This window comes from Adhaeribacter pallidiroseus, assembly GCF_003340495.1.
In the GTDB taxonomy this organism is placed as follows: Bacteria; Bacteroidota; Bacteroidia; order Cytophagales; family Hymenobacteraceae; genus Adhaeribacter; species Adhaeribacter pallidiroseus.
In genome coordinates, this window is record NZ_QASA01000001.1 from 1,770,739 (window position 1) to 1,793,776 (window position 23,038).

Genomic DNA, 23,038 nt, shown 5'->3' on the forward strand with positions numbered 1-23,038 from the left:
ATAATGCATAATTTTATTAGCACCCAACAGGCACATACCCTCAAAAATATGTTACAAACCGGAATTTCTGCTCCTGATTTTGAATTACTAACTGCGAAAAAGGAAGTATTTCGTTTAAGCAGTTTACAAAATAAAAAAAGTGTAGTGCTATATTTTTATCCGAAAAATGACACCCGGGGTTGTACGGCCGAAGCGTGTTCTTTCCGGGATCAATACGAGATTTTCCAGGAGCAAGGTGCTGAAGTAGTAGGCGTTTCTTCGGATAATCTGGACTCTCACCAAAATTTTTCGGCGAAGTATCAGCTTCCTTTTATTTTACTTAGCGATCCGGGGGGTAAAGTGCGTAAATTATATGAAGTGCCTAAAACCCTAGGTTTAATTCCGGGACGGGCGACCTATGTAATTGATATAAAAGGAATAATCCGGTACTCTTTTAACGCGCAGTTAAAGCCACTGGAACACGTACAAAATGCCTTGCAAATACTTAAAACCTTAACTACGGAAGCGTAAGTTGTACAGGATTAATTGTTTGCAGGTATAAATAATAATTTACTGATTTGATGCCTTATGAGGCTAAATAAAGAGATTGTTCGTAAAATTTAAAAAGCCGCACATTAATTCCAATAAAACTACACTAACTTACATGTTGTATTTGCAACAATTAAGAAGCATTTTTTTAAATTTTCAAAAAAAGAAAGCTTAACTGAATAGACCTATCCAATGATTATACAACCTATAATCCAACGGCGGAAGCTACTATTACTACTAACTATAGTGTTTGTTTTTTTACCACGTTTCGGCATTTCTCAAAATACCGAAATACCGGAAGTACTGGATGCTGAACTGTCGGCTTATACTTATCCGTACCCGGTGCACTACATTCATTTAAAAATGGAGAATAAAGCCTGCCAGATGGCTTATATGGATGTGGCACCTACACAAAACAATTCGCTGAAACCGACAGTTGTGCTGTTGCACGGAAAAAATTTTATGGGAGCTTACTGGCAGCAAACCATCAAGTATCTTTCCGGGTTAGGTTATCGGGTAATTGTACCGGATCAGATCGGCTTCGGAAAATCATCGAAACCTTCTTTACATTATAGTTTTCATCAGTTAGCCTGCAATACGCGCCAATTACTAGACACTTTGGGAGTAAATAAAGCAGTTATCGTGGGCCATTCCATGGGAGGAATGTTGGCTACCCGGTTTGCTTTAATGTACCCGGAAGTAGTCATTAAGTTAGTATTGGAAAATCCAATTGGCCTGGAAGATTATCGGATGATTGTACCTTATTCTACGCTGGATGCTTCTTACCAACGAGAACTTAAAACCACCGAAGAATCCATCAGCAATTATTTTAAAACTTACTTTCCGGAGTGGTTGCCCGAATACGAAGAGTGGGTAAAAGTGCCGGCAGCGCAAACCCGCAGCAAAGATTACGCAACGGTGGCCTTAACTTCGGCGCAAACCTACGAAATGATTTACCAACAGCCGGTTATCTACGAACTGGAACAATTGCAAATGCCTACGCTACTCATTATTGGGCAAGCCGATCGAACGGTAGTGGGCAAAGCCGCTATAAAAGATAAAGCAGTATTAGCCCGGGCTGGCAATTATCCGGCACTGGGCAGAAAAGCCGTTAATCAAATTAGATCGAGTAAGTTGGTGGGCTTACCGGGAGTAGGACACATTCCGCATTTGCAAGCCCCCGAAGCTTTTTACAAAGCACTCACCAACTTCATAAAATAGTTTAACTTAAAATCCGAACATTTTCCGGCGAGATAAACGCGCTGGGTTGATAGCGGCCTGGTAGGGGGCCATTTTCCAAATTTAAAACTCCCCGTGGGCAAACCGTAGCGCACATGCCACAGCCCACGCACGACGACCGAATAATGGGCTGACCTTGCTGGGCGTACCAACGTACATCTATACCCATTTCGCAATAGTTAGAGCAATTGCCGCAAGAAATGCATTGGCCGCCATTGGTAGTAATCCGGAAACGGGAGAAATGCTTTTGCAGAATACCTAAATAGGCGGCCATGGGGCACCCAAACCGGCACCAAACCCTAGAACCCATTATCGGGTAAAAACCAACGCCAATAACTCCCGAAAAAATAGAACCAATAAAAAAGCCGTAGGCCTGCGAAAAACCATTGGATAAGCCACCAAGAATACCTCCACCAGTAATGGCGTTTACCCACAGCAATACGGTAGTAAGGACAATAAAACCCAATATAGGGTAGATAATGGCTACTTCCCATTGCCAAGCTTTCCGGGATTTATCGGATAAATGCCGGTAAGGGTCACCGGCCGTTTCGGCTAATCCCCCGCAGCCGCACACCCAACTGCAATACCAGCGTTTTCCGAAAAAATAAGTTAATACCGGTACGCCAACTAAAGATATCACGGCCGTCCAGAAAACAAAAAATACTCCTAATGCTCCCGGCGATTTAATTAAATAATCAACCGTACCCGGAAATAAATAGTCATATTTGAGCGGCCAGAAATAAGATAAGTAAAACTCCGGTTGATTAAATAAAATTAAAAAATATGGAATTAAGTAAGCCAGAACTAACTGGAAAAACATAACCGAAAGCGTACGAATAATTTGGTAAGGACTGTGGCGGTATTTTAGTAAGGCCCGCACGCCCATTATTAAAACAGCCAGGGTGTAAAATGTGCCGTATAAAAACCACCGGTCAGCTTCTATTCCGCGCAGCAGTTTACTTAAAGGATCTATACTACGAATTAAACCAGTCATTAAGTCGGGCCACCAGTATAAAACTACGTAAAAACCAGTTAAAAAACACCGGTAACCCAAGCAATTAAACCCCGGCTGGTAGCGCTCCGATGCCAAATGCCATTGATCCGGACTCCTGGAGGAGTTTTATAATAGGTGCGTAAAAAATAAAAGAGCAAAGCTACTACTGCGAGGGCTATTCCTGTGAACATAATGGTACGGGAACCAGATGCCTGAAAACCACTGATAAAAACAAAAAGCAAGCCTATACTAAATACACCTAAAGCTGTATTTTGCAGCCAATCCATTTTATCCGGATAATTAGAACCAACCAGTGATCCAGTAGCGAGTGTTGTCATGCGGTTATAATATTTTAAAAATTAATGATGGTGATGGTGCCCATGGGGGTCGTGCGGTTTCGTATTATAATTTATGATGGCACCGATAACAAATACACCCACCCAACAAGCATATAAAGCGTTAAAACTAGAAATATGTTTATCCGTGAGAACCAAAATTCCGTGGGCCACCAAGGTCATTACCAAGCCTACCACCGCGATAAATTGGTAAGAATTCATTTCTTTAAAGTTATATAATTTACTGGTTTTCATAAATTTAAAATTTAATCCGTTTTTTTAAATTTTTCTTTAATTAGTAAAGAAAAAAGACCGGTGCCTTACGCTTATTAATGCTTTTAAAACGGGTATACGCGAGTGCTTCATAATCCGGTGTAAATGAATACTGGAACAAAAGCTTGGATGAAGTAAGAAGAAAACAGGTTAGACCAGTAGAGTATCAACCATTAAAGATAATATAAATTAAAATTAAAAATTCTTTCATTATGCCCAAATAAAAAGGCCGCTGTTTTCAAGAGCGGCCTTTCAGGAGTGGGAATAGTTCCTTTATTTTAATTTTTTGTCTTTTAAAGCTGCATTTGCTTTATCTACTTTTTCGACCTGCGCCGCAGTAAGCTTAGTTTCTTCGGTAGTTTGTTTGTAATTAGTGTAAGCTGCTTGTTGCACCGGGTTTAAGATAGCCGTAAACTGCTTATCGAAATTATCTTCCACCTCTTTAAGTTTAGTTGCTACTACAGCAGCATCAGAACCGTAGAGAACAGCAATCTCGTCTGATTTTAAAATTCTTTCGCGATTCAATGATCGTAATTTAATAAATTCAGCCTCATTTAACTGAAGCTCGGTAGCCATTACCCGGGTGAGTAAATTTATTCTTTTGTCGGCTGAAGCTGGAACATCTTGCGCTTGAGCCACGCAACTAAAAAAAGCAACTATTATAAAGCTTAGAAATAATTTCTTCATAGATATAAATTTAAAAAACTCCGGGGTAAATAAAAAGAATTAAAGTTATTTTTTGAATAGTTATAATGTTATATATGCAAATGTAAATATTTAACGTTAAAAATGAAAAAAAGTTATACTGTTTTTAAGCTATGGATAAAAATAAATTTTAATACAAGTCTTAAGTTAAACCTAATAGATTGCTTTTTTGAGTGTACCAGATAGTGGAGATTAGCGCTGCGGTTGCTCAAATCTAAACAACCGCGGCGCTAAAACTAATTTAATGAGCAACAGCATAAATAAGCGGTACATTTACAATTAAAAAAGTTAAAATGTCAAAAGTAGCGGGTGGAAGGTTGATAAATTGTTAGAAAGGTTTTTAAAATTGTTTTAAGTAAAAACTTGATTCTTAAAAGTTTAAGGGTATATTTAAAGTGTTTATTTAGGGAATTACTCTTTTATCCGGAAAGCTATGAAACATGAAATTTTACTTAATAAATCTGAATGGAAAGTTTGTGCAAAGTGTGGTCATCAGTATGCCGCTAACCAACACGAATGCGACCATTGCGCTTTGCCCCAAAGTAAACCTGAATTTATAGCGGGTATCATTACCACCTTCATCGGCATTATAGCTTTGTATTTCATTTTTCAGCTTTAAGGTACATTTAATTTTAAATCCTGGCGGTTTAAAATTAAATGTACCTTAAAAAAATAGCAAAAATATAGTCTGCTTCGTTAGAGGCTAGATATATTTTGCTTACTGAAGTATAAAATTATTAATTTGAGTTTTAGTAATAGCCAAATTTCAACAATTGATGGTAGGTGTTTCAGATTTCGAGTTAATGTCTTTATCAGAAAAAATGCAATTTATTCGCCAAGAGGGCCACTACTTGCATTATCGGATAAAAGGTTGGTGCAAAATTAATATTTACTGGCTAGGTAGTTTTTACGCCGAAGTTTGGTTTTTGTATAATTTAAAAGATATTGGATTAATCAGAACTTACACCAAAGCCACCTGCCTAGACCCTTACCTAAATGATTTGCAAGTCCCTATGCTTTTTGAGTAATTTTTGCGGGTAAGCCCTTTTACAAATTAGATTATACGCAGATAACGCTAGATAAAATAGGGTTATCTCGATTTATTTCAAGAAAATAATCGGCATCTCGGAATTATAAAATTAAATTAAGCCTTTATCGAAGATATTATAGTCTGATGAATATGCTGGGCCAGAGTGGCTTGGCAAACGTTCTAAAACTGTATGCAGCTTCTTTATAAAATTAAATTTAAAAATATAATTTTAGTGCATGAACCCGCTTCTAGAAGATTTTAATACTTTATTTGATACAGCACCTTTTCATTCAATCCGGCACTCGCACTATTTGCCCGCTATTCAAAAAGCGCTGCATATAGGCAAATCAGAAATAAACCAAATAACTTCTAATCCGGCACCGCCAACTTTCGAGAATACCATTCTGGCTTTAGAACAAAGTGGTCAGCTACTAGACCGGATTTCCAGTATTTTTTTTAATCTAAACGCGGCTGAAACTGATCTGGAGCTACAGCATTTAGCGAAAGAAATTTCGCCATTATTAACAGCCTACGCCAACGATATTATGTTGGACGAGGTACTTTTCAAACGAATCAACCAGGTATATCAAGTCAGATCCGAGCTTATTTTAACCGTTGAAGACGTAACCTTGCTTGAAAAAACTTATAAAAGCTTTATCCGGAACGGCGCTAATTTAAGTGAAACAGATAAAGTACGTTTACGCGAGTTAGATAATCAATTATCGCAGTTATCGTTAACCTTTGGCGAAAATGTGCTGCACGAAACTAACGATTATTCGCTGGAAATTAAAAATACCGCCGATTTAGCCGGTTTACCGGAATCATTGGTGGAAGCGGCGGCTCAAACAGCTAAAGAAACAGGAAAAGAAAATTCCTGGCTGTTTACTTTGCACTTACCCAGTTATATTCCTTTTATGACTTATGCCGATAACCGGGAGCTTCGGCAGCAGTTGTACTGGGCTTATGCCACCCGGGCTTGCCAGGATAATACTTATAACAATGAAGCAGTGGTTTTAAAAATTGTGCAATTGCGACTAGAGCGCGCGCAATTGTTAGGTTTTAAAACCCACGCGGATTTTGTGCTGCAAGAAAGAATGGCTCAAACTCCCGGCAAGGTGCAACTATTTCTGGAAGATTTATTAATACATGCCAAGCCCGTAGCACAAACAGAATGGCAAAGTTTAACGGATTACGCGCAGCAAATAAATGGCCCGGAACAATTACAACGTTGGGATTTGTCGTATTACGCCGAGAAATGGAAGAAAGAAAAATTCGCCATTGACGACGAAATATTAAAACCGTATTTTCAGTTAGAAAAAGTAATGGAGGGGGTTTTTGCGGTATCTCACAAATTATATGGTTTGGTTTATAAAGAAAATACCACTATCCAAACATACCACCCCGATGTAAAAGTATACGAAGTAGAAGACGAAAACGGGCAGCATATTGGAATTTTTTACTGCGATTTTTTCCCGCGACCCGGCAAACGTAACGGCGCCTGGATGACTTCTTACCGGTCGCAGAAAAAAGAAAAAGAAAAGGACCAAAGGCCCCACGTGGCTATTGTCTGTAACTTTACCAAGCCCACACCCACCAAACCAGCTCTGCTCACCTTTAACGAAGTACGGACCTTATTTCACGAGTTTGGGCATGCTTTACATGGTTTACTTGCTAATGGTACTTATGCCAGCTTGTCTGGCACGCACGTGTACTGGGACTTTGTAGAATTACCTTCGCAGGTTTTTGAAAACTGGACCACCGAGAAGGAAAGCTTGGATTTATTCGCGCGGCACTACCAAACCGGTGAAGTTATTCCGGATGAACTCATTCAGCGGATTAAACAAAGTACCAATTTTATGGCTGGTTACGCTACCTTGCGGCAAATTGGCTTAGCGCGCTTGGATTTAGCGTGGCACAATATCGAATCAGTGGAGTTAATTCCGGATGTATTTACTTTTGAAAAAAATGTTTTAGTTGAAACCGAAATTTTACCCCTGGTACCCGGTACCAATACCAGTTGTTCCTTTTCCCATATTTTTCAAGGCGGGTATTCTTCGGGTTATTATAGTTATAAGTGGGCCGAAGTGCTGGATGCCGACGCTTTTGAGTTTTTCCAGGAGAAAGGTGTATTTAACAAGCAAACGGCCAATTTATTTAAAAAACATATCTTATCAGCCGGCGGCAGCGAACCACCTATGATTCTTTATAAACGTTTCCGGGGGCAGGAGCCTTCGCCAAAAGCCTTATTGAAGCGAACGGGTTTACTAAAAGATTAAAATTTAAAAATATATTACAAAGCAGCTGTAAGTGAATAAGAATACTTCCGATAATAAAGCCGGAAACAAAAAATGCAAGCCCTATGCTTGCATTTTTTGTTTTTCATTGATTGCTATTAAGAAATAGCCTATTAAGACCGTTTCCGGGAGCCATTCATGCGGGAGCGTTTTCCCCGCATTTCTCCTTGTTGGGCTTCGTATTTCGTATATTGTTCCGGAGTAAGAATAGATTTGAGTTCTATATTCCAGTTGTCCCGGATTGTTTTGGCTTGGTTGCGGTCTACGTTTGCTTGTGTTTCTTTGCTTTCCCGTAAAGCATCTATTTGCGTTAAGCGTTTTAAATTCAAAGCTTTAACTTTAGCTTCCTGATCCGCGGAAAGGCCTAAAGTACTTGCCATCATTTTGGTTTGGCGATCAGCCCGTTCTTCGGGGGTAGCTCTTTGGCGAGCTTCCTGATTGGGAGCTGTATTAGTTTGATTTCCGGTTTGAGCATAGGTAGTAGTAATTGTTACTAACCCCAAGGCAATTGCAAAAAAAGTACTTTTCATATCGGTATAAATTTTATTTAATTCTTAGAGTAGCGGAACAACCAAAAGTTTAATCGAGTGGTTAAAAAATTTCCTTTAATAAGCTACATTCTAGTAATAGTTTCTGAGCTACTTTTTTAAATAATGATTCAATCCAGTATGGCACTTGAAAGGTAAAATAGCAAGTAGCGCTTTCTGAGAGCAAAAATTTTAAAAAATTAAAACAAGCCTAACTGTTTTCCCGCTTTGGAGCAAAACAAATGATAGTTATATGGTTTCATGTGCCGACCTTTCATGTATTTTTCTTTGGTTACCCGAAATAAACTGCCTATGGTTTGTGCCCATTGTCCTTCCCCGGTCATGCGCCGCCCAAAAGTACTGTCATTGATCTGCCCGCCGTGGCAAGCCGCAATTTGGTTTAATACCTTTTCGGCCCGGTCAGGATAATTGGTATGTATCCAATCGCGGAATATTTCGCCAATAGAACCGTTTAAACGCACAATGTTATAGGCTGCCGAGCTTGCTCCGTGCGCCGCCGCTTGTTGTATTAGCGCCGGAATTTCGTGGTCGTTCAAGCCCGGAATAATGGGCGCCAACATTACATTTACCGATATGCCCGCTTCGCTAAGTTTTTTTATGACTGCTAAGCGTTTAGTGGCAGCAGACGTGCGCGGCTCTAATTTGGTTCGTAACTCCTCGTTCAAAGTGGTAAGCGAAATATTTACATGCAATAAGTTTAGTTTATCTAACTGACATAATATATCTAAATCGCGCAGGATTAATGCATTTTTAGTGATAATACTTACCGGATGGCGGTATTGTAATAACACCTGGAGTAACCGGCGAGTGAGCTGCTTTTTTTGCTCAATGGGTTGGTAACAATCCGTATTACCGGCCAGCATCAAAGGCATAACCTGCCAATTGGGATTTTCCAGCTGAGCGGCTAACTTTTCCGGGGCATTTTCTTTAATGATTATTTTTCTTTCAAAATCTAAACCGGCGCTGTAGCCCCAATATTCGTGCGTATTGCGGGCATAACAATAAATGCAACCATGTTCACAACCCTGGTACGGGTTCATAGAATAAGAAAGGCCAATATCTGGGCTTTCTACTTTGTTGATTATTTTTTTAGGATTTTCGGTAAAGTACTCTGTTTTAGAATTTTCCAGTAAAGGTTCGTCCAAGCCTTCCGGGTGCTCCGTTACATATTCATTTTTCCGGTAACGGTTTACTGGGTTAAGTTGGGCACCCCGGCCCTTTAAGTACAGTGGCTCTTCCATGGAGCTAAGTTAATTATTTTAGCAATTACGCCCTTTAATTAGCTAAAAAATATAGCAAAATTTTTAATAATAAAGTTTTACTTCATTAAGCGAAAGTAACTATGAAGAAAACCCTACTAACTTGAAGAATTAAGTGTTTAGCTAGGGTAAGTATTTACTGTCAAACTTTATCTTGGCAAAGAAATGAGCTTAACCTTAAATAGATTTATAGAAGAGGGTTAAAGAACTGATTTTAATGTAAATAGAAGGAGTATTTTAATAAAGAAGTTGCACTATACGTAAAGTACTCTTAATAGTTGTTTGCATTGATAATTATTTTTTTAAATTAGCATTGTCTAATTAACAGTATTAAGAACTGCTGACTTAGATCTATAGATCGTACTTCGTTATTTATCCTATTTTTGACCTATGTTGCAGTTAATCAATTTCATCGCTTTTTCCATTGGCTTTAATTTACTGTTTTTCATGTATGCCGCCACCAAAATGGAAAAACAACTTAATCCTCTTGGTACTACTTTATTTTCTATTTTATTTAGTGTTCCCTTAAGCATATTACTGGCTGGCGTTTATACCGTAATGTTAGTTTACGGCTTTATAACCGGAGCCAATGAAGAAGCCATGTGGGCTTATTTAGAAGAACGCGAGATTATAGAATAAGCTTACTTGGTACTGCCAAAAAACAAAAAAGGTCGCTTTGCTTTAAAGTGACCTTTTTTGTTTTTTAGCAGTACATTCTAATTATTTTTTAAAAATACTTTAAACGTGGTGCCTTCATTTAGGATACTATTTACTTCTATTCTACCACCGGCATTTTCTACAATTTTATTTACAATGTATAAACCAATGCCAGAGCCATCTACGTGGTTATGAAAACGTTTAAACATGCTAAAGAGCTTAGCCCGATGCGACTCTTCAATGCCTAAACCATTGTCTTCTACTACGAGCACCGAATACTCCGGCGTTTTTTCGGTAGTTATTTTAATTTTAACCGGCCGGTAAAAATCGCGGTATTTAATAGAGTTACTTACCAGGTTATACAAAATACTTCTTAAATTTTTGCGCGAAAATTTAATTTTAGGGCTTTGTTCACATTCTAAGTTTATTTCGGCGCCGGAGTCTTCAATCAAATTATTAATGCTGAGTTTTATATCCTCGAGCAGCTCTTTTATATCCACGTCGGTAAAGTCATCTTCTTGCAATTTTCCAACTTTGGTGATCTCCGTCAGATCTTTAATGGTAGCCTTAAACCGATCTACGGATTTTTTGATATGACTTAAGATCTCTAAAATGTGGTCATCTGCCTCCGCTAACTCTAATTCTAAGTGATATAACAGGCCTTCAATGTTAGATATCGGCGATTTTAAATCGTGTGAAGCCGTGTAAACAAAGTTATCCAGGTCGTTGTTGATGCGAGTTAAGTCGGCGTTGGTTTTGCTTAATTCTTCCTGAGCCAGTTTTAAATTGGTTAAATCAATTAAGGAGCCCAGCATGCGGTAAGCAATACCGTTTTCGTCCAGAATAATAAACGCCCGATTAAATACATGCGCGTACGTATGATCCGCTTTCCGGAACCGGTACTCCGCCGACCATTGTTCTTGGCTTTGGTTAATGGCTTCGTTTACACTGGCTGTTACCCGTTCTTTGTCGTCGGGGTGAATGCGTTTAAACCACGACTCTACCCCGGGTTCTATTTGCTCGTTGGTGTAAGCAAACATAATTTTAAAACCTTCGTTCCACCACAACTTATTGTCTATTAAGGTCCAGTCCCAGATGGCATCGTTGGTGGCTAAGGAGATGAGCCGGAACCGTTCTTCGCTGGCCGACAATTCGCGGGTACGGTCCAGAATGCGTTCTTCTAGTTGAAGATTAAGTTTTTTTAAATTTTCTTCCACTACCTGTATTTCCTGGTAAGCGGTCAGTAAATTCTGGCTGGCTACTTTTTTCTCCGTTATATCGGCAAAGGTTACGGTTAAGCCATCCTCTACTTTCGCAGCTACCGTCTGGAACCAGGTTTCCAGACCATCGTAGTTATAAAAATGTTCAAAATCCAGCAGCTCACCCGTAGCTACTACTTGTACCAAACGGTTAAATAACCGGCTTTTTTTCATGCCCGGCAATTCTTCCAAGAAACTTTTTCCGATTAAAGCAGCAGGATCTTTTTTAAATAAGCGGCCGGTTGCTTCATTGGCCATCGACCATTCAAAATCCATAATTTGGTTAACTGGGTTGCGAATGGCTTTTAAGGCGATAATGCCATTAATGGAGCTGTTTAATATTCCTTCTAGGGTGTTGTTTAGTTTTTTTAGCAGGGTAACATCAACAAAAGTAATTACCACCCCATCTAATTTGTTGTTTTGTTTTAAATAAGGTACCAACCGCATCAAAAAATAGCTGCCCGACCGTAATTGAATTTCTTTTTCGATCCGAGCTCCGGTTTCAATTACTTCCTGAATATCTTCCAGCAGATGATCGTACTTGAGGTTATTCGAGAAATGCGCCAATGGCCGGCCAATATCGTTCGGAATTAAATTTATTTGATTAATAACGGCCGGGGTAAATTTGCGGATGGTTAGCTGTTGATCCACGAACATTTGCCCAATATCGGCATTCCGGAAATAATTGTCCATGTCTTCGTTAAGCTCCAGCAATTCTTTAATCTTTTGCTGATGTTCGGTATTTACCGTGTGCAGCTCTTCGTTCAGCGACTGGAGTTCTTCGTTGGTACTTTGTAATTCTTCGTTGGCCGATAACAGTTCTTCGTTATTAGACTGAAGTTCTTCGTTCGATACTTCCAGCTCTTCGAAAGTAGTGTATAAATTTTCTTTGGTTTCGTTTAATTCTTGTTCTAAGGCGTTTAGTTGATCCTGGTGATTGGTATTATTGCTATAGTATGCTTCTTCCTGATTTTTGGAACGGGTAGCTTCACTAAATAAAATAAACAAAAAACGTTCGCTGTATTCGCCGGTTAAAAAAGGTTTAATAACAATATCAATGAACCGGGTGGTGCCATTACGGCTTAGCTTTACGTTACGCAGAACGGTTTTTTGTTTACTTTTAGCTACTTTCCGCACGGATGCTCCCAAGGTTACGGCCAACTCCTCGGGCACCATTTTAGTTAAACTAAAATGCAATTGCCAATCTGGCATATCGAGATATTTTTTATAATCACCAATAGCATGCAATAACTGATAATTCTCGTCGATGCAAACTCCCGCATAATTAAATTCTTCTACTAAAGCCGCGTTAAAAATAGCACCAATCTGGTGCTGCAAATTTTGCTTGGTATTTTTAATCCGGATGGTTTCGGGGGGGCGCGAATCAATCTGCAATTTACGTACGCTAATATGCGGCGGTAATTGTTTTCGGGAAACCTCCAGGTTGCGGTAGATTTTCCATTTGCGGCTAATTTCTGAGAAAAAGTCTTTTACCGAACCTAAATTTTCGCTGGGGCCTAAAAACAAAAAGCCCCCTAGGCTCAGGGCAAAGTGAAAAGAGTTCAGCACTTTTTGCTGCAACGGACCATCCATGTAGATAAGCATGTTGCGGCAGCTTACTAAGTCTACTTTACTAAACGGAGCATCTTTAGCCACATCGTGGTGGGCAAAAATAATCATCTTGCGGATGTGCTCGCACACCGAGTAATCCTCGCCGCGGCGAATAAAGTACTTAGCCAGCATAGCCGAAGGCAGTACCTGCGTTATAATACTGGGGTAAGATCCTCGGGAGGCTACATGCAAGGCTTCTTTGTCAACATCGGTGGCAAATATTTTTACCGGAATATGAAGCTGGAGCTTATTTAAATGCGTATCCAGCAACATAGCCAGCGAGTAAGGTTCTTCGCCGGTACTGCAACCGGCTACCCATATTTTTATGGCATCATCGTGCTTTTTAATTTTTACTATTTCGGGAATTACTTTTTCTTCCAGAATGGCAAAAGCCCGCTCATCGCGGAAAAATCGGGTAACGTTAATTAAAAATTCGCCGCAAAGCTGCTGCACTTCTGCGGGGGTTTCTTTTAAATAAGTAAAGTATTTTTCAAAGGATTCAAAATTAGTTTCCAGCATGCGTTTAGCTACCCGTCGGAAAAGCGTAGGCCGTTTATACGACGTGAAATCTAATCCACAGGCTTGTTTGGCATATTCCAGAATTTCTTCTACCACCGCATTATTACTCGGCAGCAAATTAGGTTGCACGCCGTCGGAATATAGATCGTAATTGTTGATGTAATTAATCAGGTAAGCCGACATGCTTTTGGGCGGCAATATGGCATCGGCTAAACCAGTAGCAATGGCACTGTTGGGCATGCCATCAAAATGGGCCGAAGTAGGCTCCTGCACAATAATCTGACCGCCGGCTGCTTTCACCGCTTCTAAACCCCTGCTGCCATCACTGCCGGTACCGGATAAGATTATAGCGATACTCTTATTTTTTTTATCCGTTGCCAGCGATTGCATAAAAATATCTATGGCTAAATTGGGTACCTGAGCTGTACTTTTTAGAGAAAGCCGTAATTTACCTAACTGTATAGTTAAGATAGATTTATTCGGAATCAGGTAAATGCAATTGGGTTGTAAGGTTATTCCTTCACTTGCCTCACTAATGGGCATGCTGGTGTGTTTAGCCAACAACTCGGGCATTAAGCTTTTGTGGGTAGGCGAAAGGTGCTGTATAATTACAAACGCCGCGTTGGTAGTGGAAGGTAAATGATCAAAAAATTCGTTTATAGCTTCTAAACCACCTGCCGAGGCACCAATAGCTACCACGAAAATATCTGAATTTGGCACCTTAAACTTCCGTTGATCGGGTTGGTACACGGATGCGGAAGTCATATTTATGTTCGTTGATTTGGGATCCATTTTAATGTGCCGTAGCCGTAAAACTTAAATCATAAATCAACTAAAATAAAGATGTAATCGGAGGCGTGTTTCTTTTGGTGCAGAAGCAATGCCAATCGTATTATTTTAAAAATTTAAGCTGATTTCGGGGTATATGTATAAATACGGATAATGTATGCGCTAAAGACGTGTATTCCGGGTTAAGGTTTAAACAAGTTTAAAATTAAGAACAATAAATGAATAAGGATATGACTTTTGCAAAAAGACACGAAAGCCGTTTGTGAATCCACATACAACGGCAATGCGCTTTAGCAGTACCCAAACAGTCACCTTTTCGAAAATTTAAAATAACCTGCACTGTTAAAGTAAATCATTTTGGTTATTATTATTAGTGGGTATCTTTTACAATACGTTCCAGAACGGCAATCCGCAGTTGTTCCGCTATGTGAATGTCCTGCTCCGACCAAGGTAAAGAAGTATTTTTAACTTGTTCCTGCCAGATGGTAAAAGAATTGCGGGGATGGTAAGTTTTTCCATCCGGCTCCATGGTAATGGCTTCGTTCGGGTTGCCTCCCCACGCTATGGTTTGCACTAATTCGCCGCGAAAACCTAAAATATAATCCCCTCGCTCTAACGCAATAGGTAAAGCAATTAAACCACTGGCCCTGTTCTTAAAAGTATTAGCTGTTTCGAGTTGATGGGGTAAGTTCTCGGTAGTATGAATTTTATTTACCCGGTTGCGCTGCAACCATTGTACAATAATTTTAATTTCTGCTGTTTTAGGCGTTTCTCCTACTTTTTTTATTTCGCCATCCAGTACTACGGCTGCGCCGGAACTCCGAAATAAATCGGTTAAGGTATACGGGCCTTGTACCAAGCCTTGCCCAAAATCCAGCTGGTTATACATTTGCGCCAGCAATTTGGTAAACACTTCGTTTAGCTCATTAATCTGGCCTAAGCTGTGTTCATTTTCCTTAGCCACTACCTGCGACGAAATAATAGAAGATAAAAGCACGAAAGCAGAACGCATTTCGAACGATAAGTTTTTAGGCGTTTTATGATGGCAGGATATTAATCCCCAAAGCGTGTTGTCTTTAATAATAGGCGTAGACATAGAGGCTTGCACTCCCATATTTTTTAAATATTGCAGGTGCACGTTGGCCACACTCCGTAAATTGCAATCCGATAAATCGGTGAAGTTAGAGGAGATAGGATTTAGAACCGGCATCAGCCGGGCCGGAGTATATTCCCGATTAGGAATCAAGCGAAACGAATTTTTTAAATATAACTCGCGGGCATTGCGGGGTACATCCGAAGCCGGAAAACACAAATTCATATACGGTTGCAAGTCTTCTGCAAGAGCTTCCGCAATCACGGTGCCGTTCCAGTTTTTATCAAACCTGTAAATCATAACCCGATCAAAGCCGGATAATTTTTTAATTTCGGTAACCGCAATCTGGCATAATTTCTCGATGTTATCGGCCTTCTTAAAAGCAGCCAGAATAAACATAATTTCCTGGTAAATGTGCACAAAATCGAGTTCGCCGGCCGCCGGGGTTAAGCTGGGTTCCAGTTCCAGTAATATATAGTTTTCTTTAGAGTGAATGACTACACTAAACTTTTTTTCGGTATCATGTACCCGAAAAGTAAGATCTTCCGGAATCCGGTCGTTGATGTTCCACTGCTGGGTTTTGTGCCGGATAACTTCTAAATCCTCGGGCAACACGTACTGGGCTAATTCCTGGTTCAGTAACTCACTCGCTCCAACTCCTAACAATTCTCCGGCGTTTTCGCTTATTTGCCGGATTATAAACGTTTCTTTTTGCACAACCATTACCATACCGTGCGGTTGTACCATGTTTATAAAATGTAAAGGCAAACTGCCGCAGAATTCAGAATCGTAGTTTTTAGTGGTGGGTATATTCATGTAATGAGTTGTTCGTTAAAGGTTATTGGTTAGCAGAACCGAATTTTTAAAATTAGAAAATTGTAGTAAGGATAATTTTAACTCATTTAGGCGGTAGTTCTAAGCTATTAATGAACTATGAAACCAATTTTCTAATTTTTGAAAAGTACGGATGGCTGCTTGCACCACTTCTTCTTCTTGGCTGGGAGTTGCAGCAAACCGTACTAAGGCTTCTTGAAAAGCTTTCCATTTAGGGCCGGTTTGCGTACCGTAGCCATTAAAAAAAGAAATGCCGTGTTCGGGCGTATAGCCCAACGTTTCGTACACAATTTTAGAAATTACTTTGCCTCCCAGCGTAGAACCTTCCATCACGTACAAAGCTCCAAACCCATCGCTTACCTGCGTTATAAGAGGCACCTCAGGACACAGCGGAATGGCAGTAAGCGCCATGTTTTCCTGGTGAATAGCCCGTAAATCCTGCAAAATACTACCGGACTTCCGGCGTGTACCTAAATCGGGCAAATAATGCTCTAATGTGGGTAATTGATGAATGGCATTTTCTAGAGGTTGAAAAAAACCGTAAAATTTCCGCAGAATATGGGTGTAATTTTGCGGAGTAAGCGTGCGGGAAGCAATTGGCTGCATTAACGGACTGGCTTCTACATGACGGTGGCTAGCGGCAGTTTTCGTCTTTAATGCGTCTAAAATCATAAAATAATAAAGGCTATTCCGGAATCAAAATAAAAGCTTCCGTAATACACCGAAGGCTTATTGGTATTAATACGTAAATTAGGCTAATCTATTTGCCCTAAATTTAATTTTATTTTTTCTATCTGTAAATAGCCCTTGATGTTAGGCAGCAATCACTACCTGCTGGTGTTCCGGACTTAGTTTACCCAGCTTTATTACGTTTTCAGCTCTTTAGCCAAAATGTTTAGTCAGACTAATTACTTCGCGTTCGTCTAAATTTAGGTTATGAAGATTCTTGCAACACTGGGCAAAAAGGCGAAGATAAGCATTATTTTCTGAAGTTGTGTTTTATCCGCAAGAATCATAATCCAGGATAAAGTGTACAACTGAACTCTGACTGCTGTTATCACCTAACTAATCTAAAAATTTAAAAAACAGAAAATTAGGGAATTAACTTTCCTGCGCGGTTTAAAAATTTAAAAATATGCACTATTTTTTACTACCTCTGTAGTATAACTTTAATAAAAGTTGGCAGTGAGGACACTGCCAAGAGGAGGCGCCGTGGTTTGTGTTTTTAAAAAAATCTGGCATTGGCTTGTTGCAAAAATATTAAATACCTAAAGCTCCTTCCAGTGCCACTACTTGGTAAGCCTTAAGTGTAATCTGCTGACCAGGTAAGTAATCGGCGTAAATTTTTGAACCCGTATCTTCACCGATCAAGGTGTGGGTGTGAACCGTAAAATGAGCAGGTAAAGTAATTGCTTGCAAATCGGGGGAATGATTGGCCAGGAGTAAACAGCTGCCGGTTGCATTTAAGAGCAGGAGGGGGGTTACTTCCAGCGGTTTAGTGTAGGTAGTTGGTACAATATATTGCGGTTGGTATTGTTGAAGAAATTGAAAAAGATAACCCGTTGGGAAAAGTTTACCAGAATGATAGATACCTTTCGGGCCGGTGGTTTCGAAGTAAGTAATGGCAGTTGCGCCAGCTTCGCCTAAATATTTTAAACTCGCTAAAGTCCAGCCAGCAATCAAACTACTTGGCTGCCGTGGATCAGGTGGAGTATTATAAGATTGGCCAGACGTGGCTACTTCATGCAAGCGGGGTTTTAAAGTAACCGGCGATACATGCACCGGCAGGTGGCCCGCTAAGTGTTGGGCACTTTTTACGGTATCGGCTTGCGCGGCAGCGTTTTCAATTAAAGTTAAATCATCAAAAGCGTGCACCTGCGGATTAACCGGATACGACACAAAATCCACGAAAGAAAAAGTAAAGGGATTTCGGTTTAATTCTGTAAAATTCGTATTGCTGCCGCCACCCAAGGGTATTCCGGGAAAAGCGGTACGCAAAACCGGAACTATGGTTTGCAGTAAAGTATCTGTGGTAAATTGGCGGGCGGCCTCCAGTAACACTAAGCTTTTTATTGGCAGTCGTTGCTCTTGCAGGTAATGCACAAAATTACCCACTTCTACAGCGGGTTCTTTGCCGAAAAATAATACCAACTCTAAGGCAGCGTTTAATTGTTCGCTTTGGAGGCCAGCTTGTTCTAACTGTTCTTTCCAACCTGATTCATTCAAGAAAATATCGGCGCGCAAGTGTTTACTACCTACTGATCTCAAACTTATTGCTTCTTCGGGAGTGATATACGCCCCAGAGGTATTCAGGCCGAAACCAATTTCAGGAAAAGCAATTTTATCTTTTTCAATTAGCAGGAGTAAAGCGGTCGGTGAAGGAGTTACCGAAATGGGGAAAGGCTTCACTATTTTAAAAATTACCTGTTGCTTAATCTGGTCGCCGGCGTTTACCGGGGCCGGAAAAGGTTGACTCAACGGTGTGCAGTAAGTTTTAAAAGAAGCGTCGGACCAATTCCGTTGATCTTCCGTTTCAAAAATATCGCCGCTAAATTCCAGACGAAAAAGGCCTTGTTCTGCTACGGGCCATTCCATGGCCTTTATATTTAAAAAAGGCTGGTGCGGGCTGATGTAAGTAGGGAATTGGCCGTAACTCGCACTCCCATCCGGGTGTTCTAAGCGGCAGGAATGCCCCGAAATTCCGGCTATGGGGTGCAGCACGCAGAAGCCCGCCCGATTTTTTAAAAAATTGCTTTGCGCTGTGCCTTCAATATCAAATGTAATAGTACCATCGGCCCGCCCCGATATACTTACCTGCCATTCCATTTGTATAGCATCCTGGTTGATGTGGGAGGTATAGCTAATCGAAAAAGTATCCGGGGTAGTTTGAATGTGCTCGCCTCTAATAGAGCCTGCCATGGTTTGCCAATCCTGGTCGCGGACGGCAAAGTAAATCATCCGTACTATTTCGTGGTCAGCAATTTGAATGTATCGCAAAAAACCGCGGTCGTAGAGAGCCTGCACAGGTCCGGCGTGTAGTAGCATGTATTTAGTTATAATTGGTTACCAGCTTGAAATTACCCTAATTTCGGTTTAAGTAGCACGAAATAAGTAAATTTTAAAATAGTTTGATTTTCTGGAAAAATCCATCCTGCTCTTAAACTTACTTTTGTGGCTAAGTGGACGGTATGATTGCTAGTAGATGGTAGATAGCAGTTTAACTAGAAGATTATTCATTAAGACTAATGTATGAAGCCAAGTCCTCTCAACTGGCTGGCGCGATACCTTATTGGAAAGAACTGAGTTGGCCTCTTAGCGAATCTCTAATTCAATAATTTAAATGAAAGCCACTACTTTTTTAAAAATTGATCGACATTTTCCTTTGTAATGCGGAGCAGACCGGTGTTAATGGTGGTGGGCACATTGGTAATACCGGAAGCGGCATCGTTGCTGGACAGGCGGTTGGTACGGTGCACCATATCGAATAAAAACTGGGCGCCGTACCAGGTAAATAATTCGCGTTTTTGACCGGCTAGCATTTGTATAACGCCATCTTTTACCAGTTGTAAATGTTCCGGCTCCCAATCGACGGTGGTAATTTTTACTTTGCCTGCTTTACCCGCTTCTTTTACCGCTAATGCTATACCGGGACCAGAATTGGAGTCGAAGCCGCAAATACCGGCTAAGTCCGGGTGAGCAGCTAGTACATCCGACGTGATTTTGGCAGCCAGCTCCACGTTGGCTTTATCGTCGTATTTGCCCACCACTTGCATTTTGGGATATTTTTTTAACACATCCAGTAATCCCTGAAAACCCGCTTCCATGTTAGTAAGGCCCAGAATACCCATGTAAGCAATTTTACCTTGGCCTCCGGTTAAACGCACCATTTCTTCGCCTTGCATTAAACCAATCTGGTACCAATCGGTGCCCAAAAAAGCGTGGCGTTTGGAGTTAGGTACATCCGAATCGTATACTACCGTAGGAATGCCCGCGGCTACGGCTTTGTTAATAGCCTGGGCAATGCCCGGATCGGTGCCGTTGATGAGCAAGCCGGCCGGCCGGGAAGCAATGACTTGTTCGATGGTTTCAATCTGGGCCGGTACATCCCACTCCGACGGACCCAGAATAGCGGTTTTAACTCCCATTTTTTGTCCCCAGCGCTTAAAAGCCGCCTGATCGTGGTTCACGTACATGGGCATGCTAATAGCCGTGGTAACCATTACGTATTCTTCGTCGGGTCTTATCTGGTCGTTTTCAACAGTGGTCAGAATGGTGCCTTCCGGCGTTGCGGCTTTTTGCCGGGGCGGTAACTCGCAGCTAACCACCGTTAAAGTTAATATCCCAACTAGCAGATCCCGTAAAGCTATTTGTAATTGCATCAGGTTATAGATTAATTTTTAAAAAACGTATTTTAAATTTTTGAATTTCCCCGACTTTGTTTTTGCAGATATAAGTCGAGCCAAACCGCTGCAATTAAAATAATACCCAGAATTATATCTTGCCATAAACCCGAAATGCGGGCAATAATCATGATATTGGCGACCAACCCCATAAATAAAGCTCCCAATAAAGCCCCCGGAATTTTACCTACACCGCCTTGTAAACTGGCACCTCCCAGAATAACCGCCGTAATTACCCGTAGCTCTAAGCCCCGGCCCAAAGTAGACATGGCCGCTCCTAAACGAGAAGCCAGTAAAATGCCCGCAATACCCGCCAGGGTAGCCGATAAAACAAAAGCGTATAATTTCATGCGTTTCACCAGAATCCCCGACAACTCGGCCGCTTTCTCGTTGCCCCCAATGTAATAATAACGGCGAAAGAAAACAGTTCTGTTAACCAGCACCGAAAATACAGCTACCGTTAGCAGCATGTACCACACCGGCATTTGAATGCCCAGTAACCGAGCTTGCCCAATGGCATTAAACCAATAAGGCAAGTTCTGGATGTTAGCCCCGGCTACCAGTAAGGCTCCTCCGCGTACAATACCCAACATAGCTAACGTTTGAATCATGGGGTTAACTCCTTGGTAAGCAATTAAGTACCCGTTCACCCAACCAATTAGGATTGCGCTGAGTAAACCTGCCAAAATAGCCACTGGCACTGGTACCTGGTGGAAGAACATGAGATTAGCCGCTAAGCCCCCGGAAAAAGCCACCACCGAACCCACCGACAAATCAAACATTCCGGCAATTAATAAGAGCATCATGCCCACGGCCACAATGGTATCAATGGATAAGTTCAGCAATACCTGGCTCAAATTCTCAAAAGTGGGAAAGTTCTTCGGGAAAATAAGGCTCGCCAGAAGGCAAATCAGCAAAATGGTAATACTGAGAGAAGTAACTCGGTCTTGAAAAAGTTTTCTCATGGATTAGCGGTAGTCAGCACTGGTTAGAGTCAATTTTTTAAATTTTTTATATTCCGGAAAGAATGCGCAGCCAAATGTTAGATACTGGATAATAGATTTTAGATGTTCGACTTTTGCTTATTTATAGGCAGAACTTTAAGGTTATTAAACAGTAGTTAAAATTAAGTTTGTTCGGTTATGCAAAAGGGTCTTCTAACTTAATATTAGCTCTAGAGCATTTGCTTGATTTCTTACCAACTAGCCAAAGCCATAATTTCTTCTTCGGTGGTTTGGCAACCGGGTAGTTCGCCCCGTATTGTTCCTTGCCTGATTACCAAAATGCGATCCGCTAAAGCTAATAGCTCGGGTAGTTCGCTGGATATGAGCAAAATACCTTTACCTGCAGTCGCTAATTGGCGGAGGAGTTGGTAAATTTCGGACTTAGCTCCCACATCGATGCCGTGTGTTGGCTCATCTACCAGTAACACCTCCGGGTTGGTGAGTAACCATTTGGCCAGTACTACTTTTTGCTGATTTCCGCCGCTTAAATTACGCACTACTTGCTGCACGTGGGGCGTGGCTATTTGTAGCTTTTCTTTATATTCCAGCGCTAAAGTTTGGGCTATTCTAAAATCAAAATAACCAGATGGAGCCGCAGCAGCTAAATTCGCAGCCACTACATTTTCCGTAATCGTACGATCTAAGAACAAACCTTGCGATTTTCGTTCTTCCGGTACATATCCCATTCCGGCCGCAATAGCCTCTGCCGGGTGATGGATGAAAACTTCTTGGCCATTTATAAAAACCTGTCCTTGCTGCCGGGGTAAATAACCAAATAAGGTTTGTGCCATTTCAGAGCGACCGGCTCCTATTAAACCCGCTAAACCTAGTATCTCGCCTTTATGTAAGGTAAAGTTTAAGTTAGCAAAACCAGGTCCCGCTAAGTTTACTACCCGTAAAAGTTCCTGGTTAGTGGCCCCGGAAGCCTGATCATGCCCTAATAAATCGCGGCCTACCATTAAGCGAATCAGATTTTCGGGCGTAACGGCTGCTATTGGTTGCGTGCCCTGGTAGTGCCCGTCTTTTAAAACCGACACCCTATCGGCTATTTCAAAAATTTCGGGTAGCCGGTGCGAAATGTAAATAATGGATTTGCCTTCTTTTTTTAAATTTTTTATTAACGTAAATAAGGTTTTTGTTTCGCGGGCGGTAATCGAGGCTGTTGGTTCATCGAGGAGTAATATTCGGGGCTTTTTGGCTAAGGCTTTCGCAATTTCTACCATTTGTTTTTCGGCTGGCGATAAATCCGCTACTAATTGCTTCGGCTGAATGTAATCTATTTGCAAGTCCTGTAACAAAGCCCGGGTTTGGCCATATAATTTCGCATACTGAATAAAGCCCCAGGCATTACGCGGTTGTTGGTTCGCAAAAATATTTTCGGCTACCGAAAGCGCATCGGTTAAACTGAGCTGCTGATACACAATGGCAATGCCCAGCTCCGCGGCGTGGGCCGGACCGTTGATCCGCGTGGGTTGCCCATGTAGCAGGATGGTGCCGGCATCGGGTTGCAGGTTGCCGGTTAAAATATTCATTAAGGTGCTTTTACCGGCGCCGTTTTCGCCGCATAAGGCATGCACTTCGCCGGGCTGTAAATCGAAAGAAACAGCTTCTAAGGCTTTTACTCCCGGAAAATACTTAGAAATTTCTTGTAGTTGCAGCACCATTTT

17 protein-coding genes are annotated in these 23,038 nt (G+C 41.1%); 4 read left to right on the forward strand and 13 right to left on the reverse strand.

Annotation, left to right across the window (positions count from 1 at the left end; genetic code table 11):
* Positions 1-3 precede the first annotated feature (3 nt).
* Both AHMF7616_RS06815 and AHMF7616_RS06820 read left to right on the forward strand, forming a co-directional pair.
* On the forward strand, positions 4-510 hold the full coding sequence (locus AHMF7616_RS06815) for a peroxiredoxin (protein ID WP_233507372.1): 507 nt from the start codon (positions 4-6) through the stop codon (positions 508-510).
* A 264-nt stretch (positions 511-774) separates the two neighbouring features.
* Positions 775-1,749 carry an alpha/beta fold hydrolase gene (locus AHMF7616_RS06820; protein ID WP_233507375.1) on the forward strand — a complete coding sequence of 325 codons (975 nt, stop codon included), beginning with the start codon at positions 775-777 and terminating at the stop codon, positions 1,747-1,749.
* A 1-nt stretch (position 1,750) separates the two neighbouring features.
* Here AHMF7616_RS06820 and AHMF7616_RS06825 read toward each other — a convergent pair whose 3' ends face one another.
* The 4 genes from AHMF7616_RS06825 to AHMF7616_RS06835 form a co-directional block, all read right to left on the reverse strand.
* Positions 1,751-2,761 (reverse strand): 4Fe-4S binding protein, encoded by a 1,011-nt coding sequence (locus AHMF7616_RS06825; RefSeq protein ID WP_233507377.1) that lies wholly within the window; start codon positions 2,759-2,761, stop codon positions 1,751-1,753.
* A gap of 38 nt (positions 2,762-2,799) precedes the next feature.
* The gene (locus tag AHMF7616_RS27035; RefSeq protein WP_233507379.1) at positions 2,800-3,099 is read right to left on the reverse strand and encodes a hypothetical protein; all 300 of its coding nucleotides are present in this window, start codon (positions 3,097-3,099) and stop codon (positions 2,800-2,802) included.
* Positions 3,100-3,120: 21 nt separating this feature from the next.
* Positions 3,121-3,351: a hypothetical protein gene (locus AHMF7616_RS06830; protein WP_115372207.1), complete on the reverse strand. Its 231-nt coding sequence runs from the start codon at positions 3,349-3,351 to the stop codon at positions 3,121-3,123.
* A gap of 291 nt (positions 3,352-3,642) precedes the next feature.
* Positions 3,643-4,056: a hypothetical protein gene (locus AHMF7616_RS06835; protein ID WP_115372208.1), complete on the reverse strand. Its 414-nt coding sequence runs from the start codon at positions 4,054-4,056 to the stop codon at positions 3,643-3,645.
* 1,284 nt (positions 4,057-5,340) lie between these two features.
* On the opposite strand from AHMF7616_RS06835, the gene AHMF7616_RS06850 reads away from it, so the two are divergent.
* On the forward strand, positions 5,341-7,380 hold the full coding sequence (locus AHMF7616_RS06850; protein WP_115372211.1) for a M3 family metallopeptidase: 2,040 nt from the start codon (positions 5,341-5,343) through the stop codon (positions 7,378-7,380).
* A gap of 131 nt (positions 7,381-7,511) precedes the next feature.
* Here AHMF7616_RS06850 and AHMF7616_RS06855 read toward each other — a convergent pair whose 3' ends face one another.
* Together AHMF7616_RS06855 and AHMF7616_RS06860 are read right to left on the reverse strand one after the other, a co-directional pair.
* A complete protein-coding gene (locus AHMF7616_RS06855) occupies positions 7,512-7,928 on the reverse strand; it encodes a hypothetical protein (protein ID WP_115372212.1) in 417 nt (138 codons plus the stop codon).
* A 197-nt stretch (positions 7,929-8,125) separates the two neighbouring features.
* A complete protein-coding gene (locus tag AHMF7616_RS06860) occupies positions 8,126-9,187 on the reverse strand; it encodes a PA0069 family radical SAM protein (protein ID WP_115372213.1) in 1,062 nt (353 codons plus the stop codon).
* Positions 9,188-9,595: 408 nt separating this feature from the next.
* Here AHMF7616_RS06860 and AHMF7616_RS06865 point away from each other — a divergent pair, with 408 nt between their 5' ends.
* Positions 9,596-9,844 (forward strand): hypothetical protein, encoded by a 249-nt coding sequence (locus AHMF7616_RS06865; protein ID WP_115372214.1) that lies wholly within the window; start codon positions 9,596-9,598, stop codon positions 9,842-9,844.
* 77 nt (positions 9,845-9,921) lie between these two features.
* Here the strand turns inward: AHMF7616_RS06865 and AHMF7616_RS06870 are convergent, their stop codons facing one another.
* From AHMF7616_RS06870 to AHMF7616_RS06900, 7 genes are all read right to left on the reverse strand, one after another.
* Positions 9,922-14,016 carry a chemotaxis protein CheB gene (locus AHMF7616_RS06870; protein WP_158546114.1) on the reverse strand — a complete coding sequence of 1,365 codons (4,095 nt, stop codon included), beginning with the start codon at positions 14,014-14,016 and terminating at the stop codon, positions 9,922-9,924.
* A 394-nt stretch (positions 14,017-14,410) separates the two neighbouring features.
* Positions 14,411-15,949, reverse strand: a complete 1,539-nt coding sequence (locus AHMF7616_RS06875; RefSeq protein ID WP_115372216.1) for a GAF domain-containing protein — start codon at positions 15,947-15,949, stop codon at positions 14,411-14,413.
* A 99-nt stretch (positions 15,950-16,048) separates the two neighbouring features.
* Entirely contained in the window at positions 16,049-16,639 is a 591-nt protein-coding gene (locus AHMF7616_RS06880) for a biliverdin-producing heme oxygenase (RefSeq protein ID WP_115372217.1), read from the reverse strand.
* A 588-nt stretch (positions 16,640-17,227) separates the two neighbouring features.
* Positions 17,228-19,012 carry a D-apionate lactonase family protein gene (locus tag AHMF7616_RS06885; protein WP_115372218.1) on the reverse strand — a complete coding sequence of 595 codons (1,785 nt, stop codon included), beginning with the start codon at positions 19,010-19,012 and terminating at the stop codon, positions 17,228-17,230.
* 305 nt (positions 19,013-19,317) lie between these two features.
* Entirely contained in the window at positions 19,318-20,346 is a 1,029-nt protein-coding gene (locus AHMF7616_RS06890) for a substrate-binding domain-containing protein (protein WP_115372219.1), read from the reverse strand.
* A gap of 32 nt (positions 20,347-20,378) precedes the next feature.
* On the reverse strand, positions 20,379-21,332 hold the full coding sequence (locus tag AHMF7616_RS06895; protein ID WP_115372220.1) for an ABC transporter permease: 954 nt from the start codon (positions 21,330-21,332) through the stop codon (positions 20,379-20,381).
* Between the two features lie 230 nt (positions 21,333-21,562).
* Positions 21,563-23,035 (reverse strand): sugar ABC transporter ATP-binding protein, encoded by a 1,473-nt coding sequence (locus tag AHMF7616_RS06900; RefSeq protein ID WP_233507382.1) that lies wholly within the window; start codon positions 23,033-23,035, stop codon positions 21,563-21,565.
* Positions 23,036-23,038: the final 3 nt, after the last annotated feature.

What these genes read in the sequence shown, in the direction of transcription:
- AHMF7616_RS06895 (WP_115372220.1), bottom strand. Translation starts at nt 21,332, where the DNA reads ATGAGAAAACTTTTTCAAGACCGAGTTACTTCTCTCAGTATTACCATT.
- AHMF7616_RS06885 (WP_115372218.1), bottom strand. Translation starts at nt 19,012, where the DNA reads ATGCTACTACACGCCGGACCTGTGCAGGCTCTCTACGACCGCGGTTTT.
- AHMF7616_RS06870 (WP_158546114.1), bottom strand. Translation starts at nt 14,016, where the DNA reads ATGACTTCCGCATCCGTGTACCAACCCGATCAACGGAAGTTTAAGGTG.
- AHMF7616_RS06865 (WP_115372214.1), top strand. Translation starts at nt 9,596, where the DNA reads ATGTTGCAGTTAATCAATTTCATCGCTTTTTCCATTGGCTTTAATTTA.
- AHMF7616_RS06890 (WP_115372219.1), bottom strand. Translation starts at nt 20,346, where the DNA reads ATGCAATTACAAATAGCTTTACGGGATCTGCTAGTTGGGATATTAACT.
- AHMF7616_RS06855 (WP_115372212.1), bottom strand. Translation starts at nt 7,928, where the DNA reads ATGAAAAGTACTTTTTTTGCAATTGCCTTGGGGTTAGTAACAATTACT.
- AHMF7616_RS06860 (WP_115372213.1), bottom strand. Translation starts at nt 9,187, where the DNA reads ATGGAAGAGCCACTGTACTTAAAGGGCCGGGGTGCCCAACTTAACCCA.
- AHMF7616_RS06835 (WP_115372208.1), bottom strand. Translation starts at nt 4,056, where the DNA reads ATGAAGAAATTATTTCTAAGCTTTATAATAGTTGCTTTTTTTAGTTGC.
- AHMF7616_RS06825 (WP_233507377.1), bottom strand. Translation starts at nt 2,761, where the DNA reads ATGACTGGTTTAATTCGTAGTATAGATCCTTTAAGTAAACTGCTGCGC.
- AHMF7616_RS06815 (WP_233507372.1), top strand. Translation starts at nt 4, where the DNA reads ATGCATAATTTTATTAGCACCCAACAGGCACATACCCTCAAAAATATG.
- AHMF7616_RS06880 (WP_115372217.1), bottom strand. Translation starts at nt 16,639, where the DNA reads ATGATTTTAGACGCATTAAAGACGAAAACTGCCGCTAGCCACCGTCAT.
- AHMF7616_RS06900 (WP_233507382.1), bottom strand. Translation starts at nt 23,035, where the DNA reads ATGGTGCTGCAACTACAAGAAATTTCTAAGTATTTTCCGGGAGTAAAA.
- AHMF7616_RS06830 (WP_115372207.1), bottom strand. Translation starts at nt 3,351, where the DNA reads ATGAAAACCAGTAAATTATATAACTTTAAAGAAATGAATTCTTACCAA.
- AHMF7616_RS06850 (WP_115372211.1), top strand. Translation starts at nt 5,341, where the DNA reads ATGAACCCGCTTCTAGAAGATTTTAATACTTTATTTGATACAGCACCT.
- AHMF7616_RS27035 (WP_233507379.1), bottom strand. Translation starts at nt 3,099, where the DNA reads ATGACAACACTCGCTACTGGATCACTGGTTGGTTCTAATTATCCGGAT.
- AHMF7616_RS06875 (WP_115372216.1), bottom strand. Translation starts at nt 15,949, where the DNA reads ATGAATATACCCACCACTAAAAACTACGATTCTGAATTCTGCGGCAGT.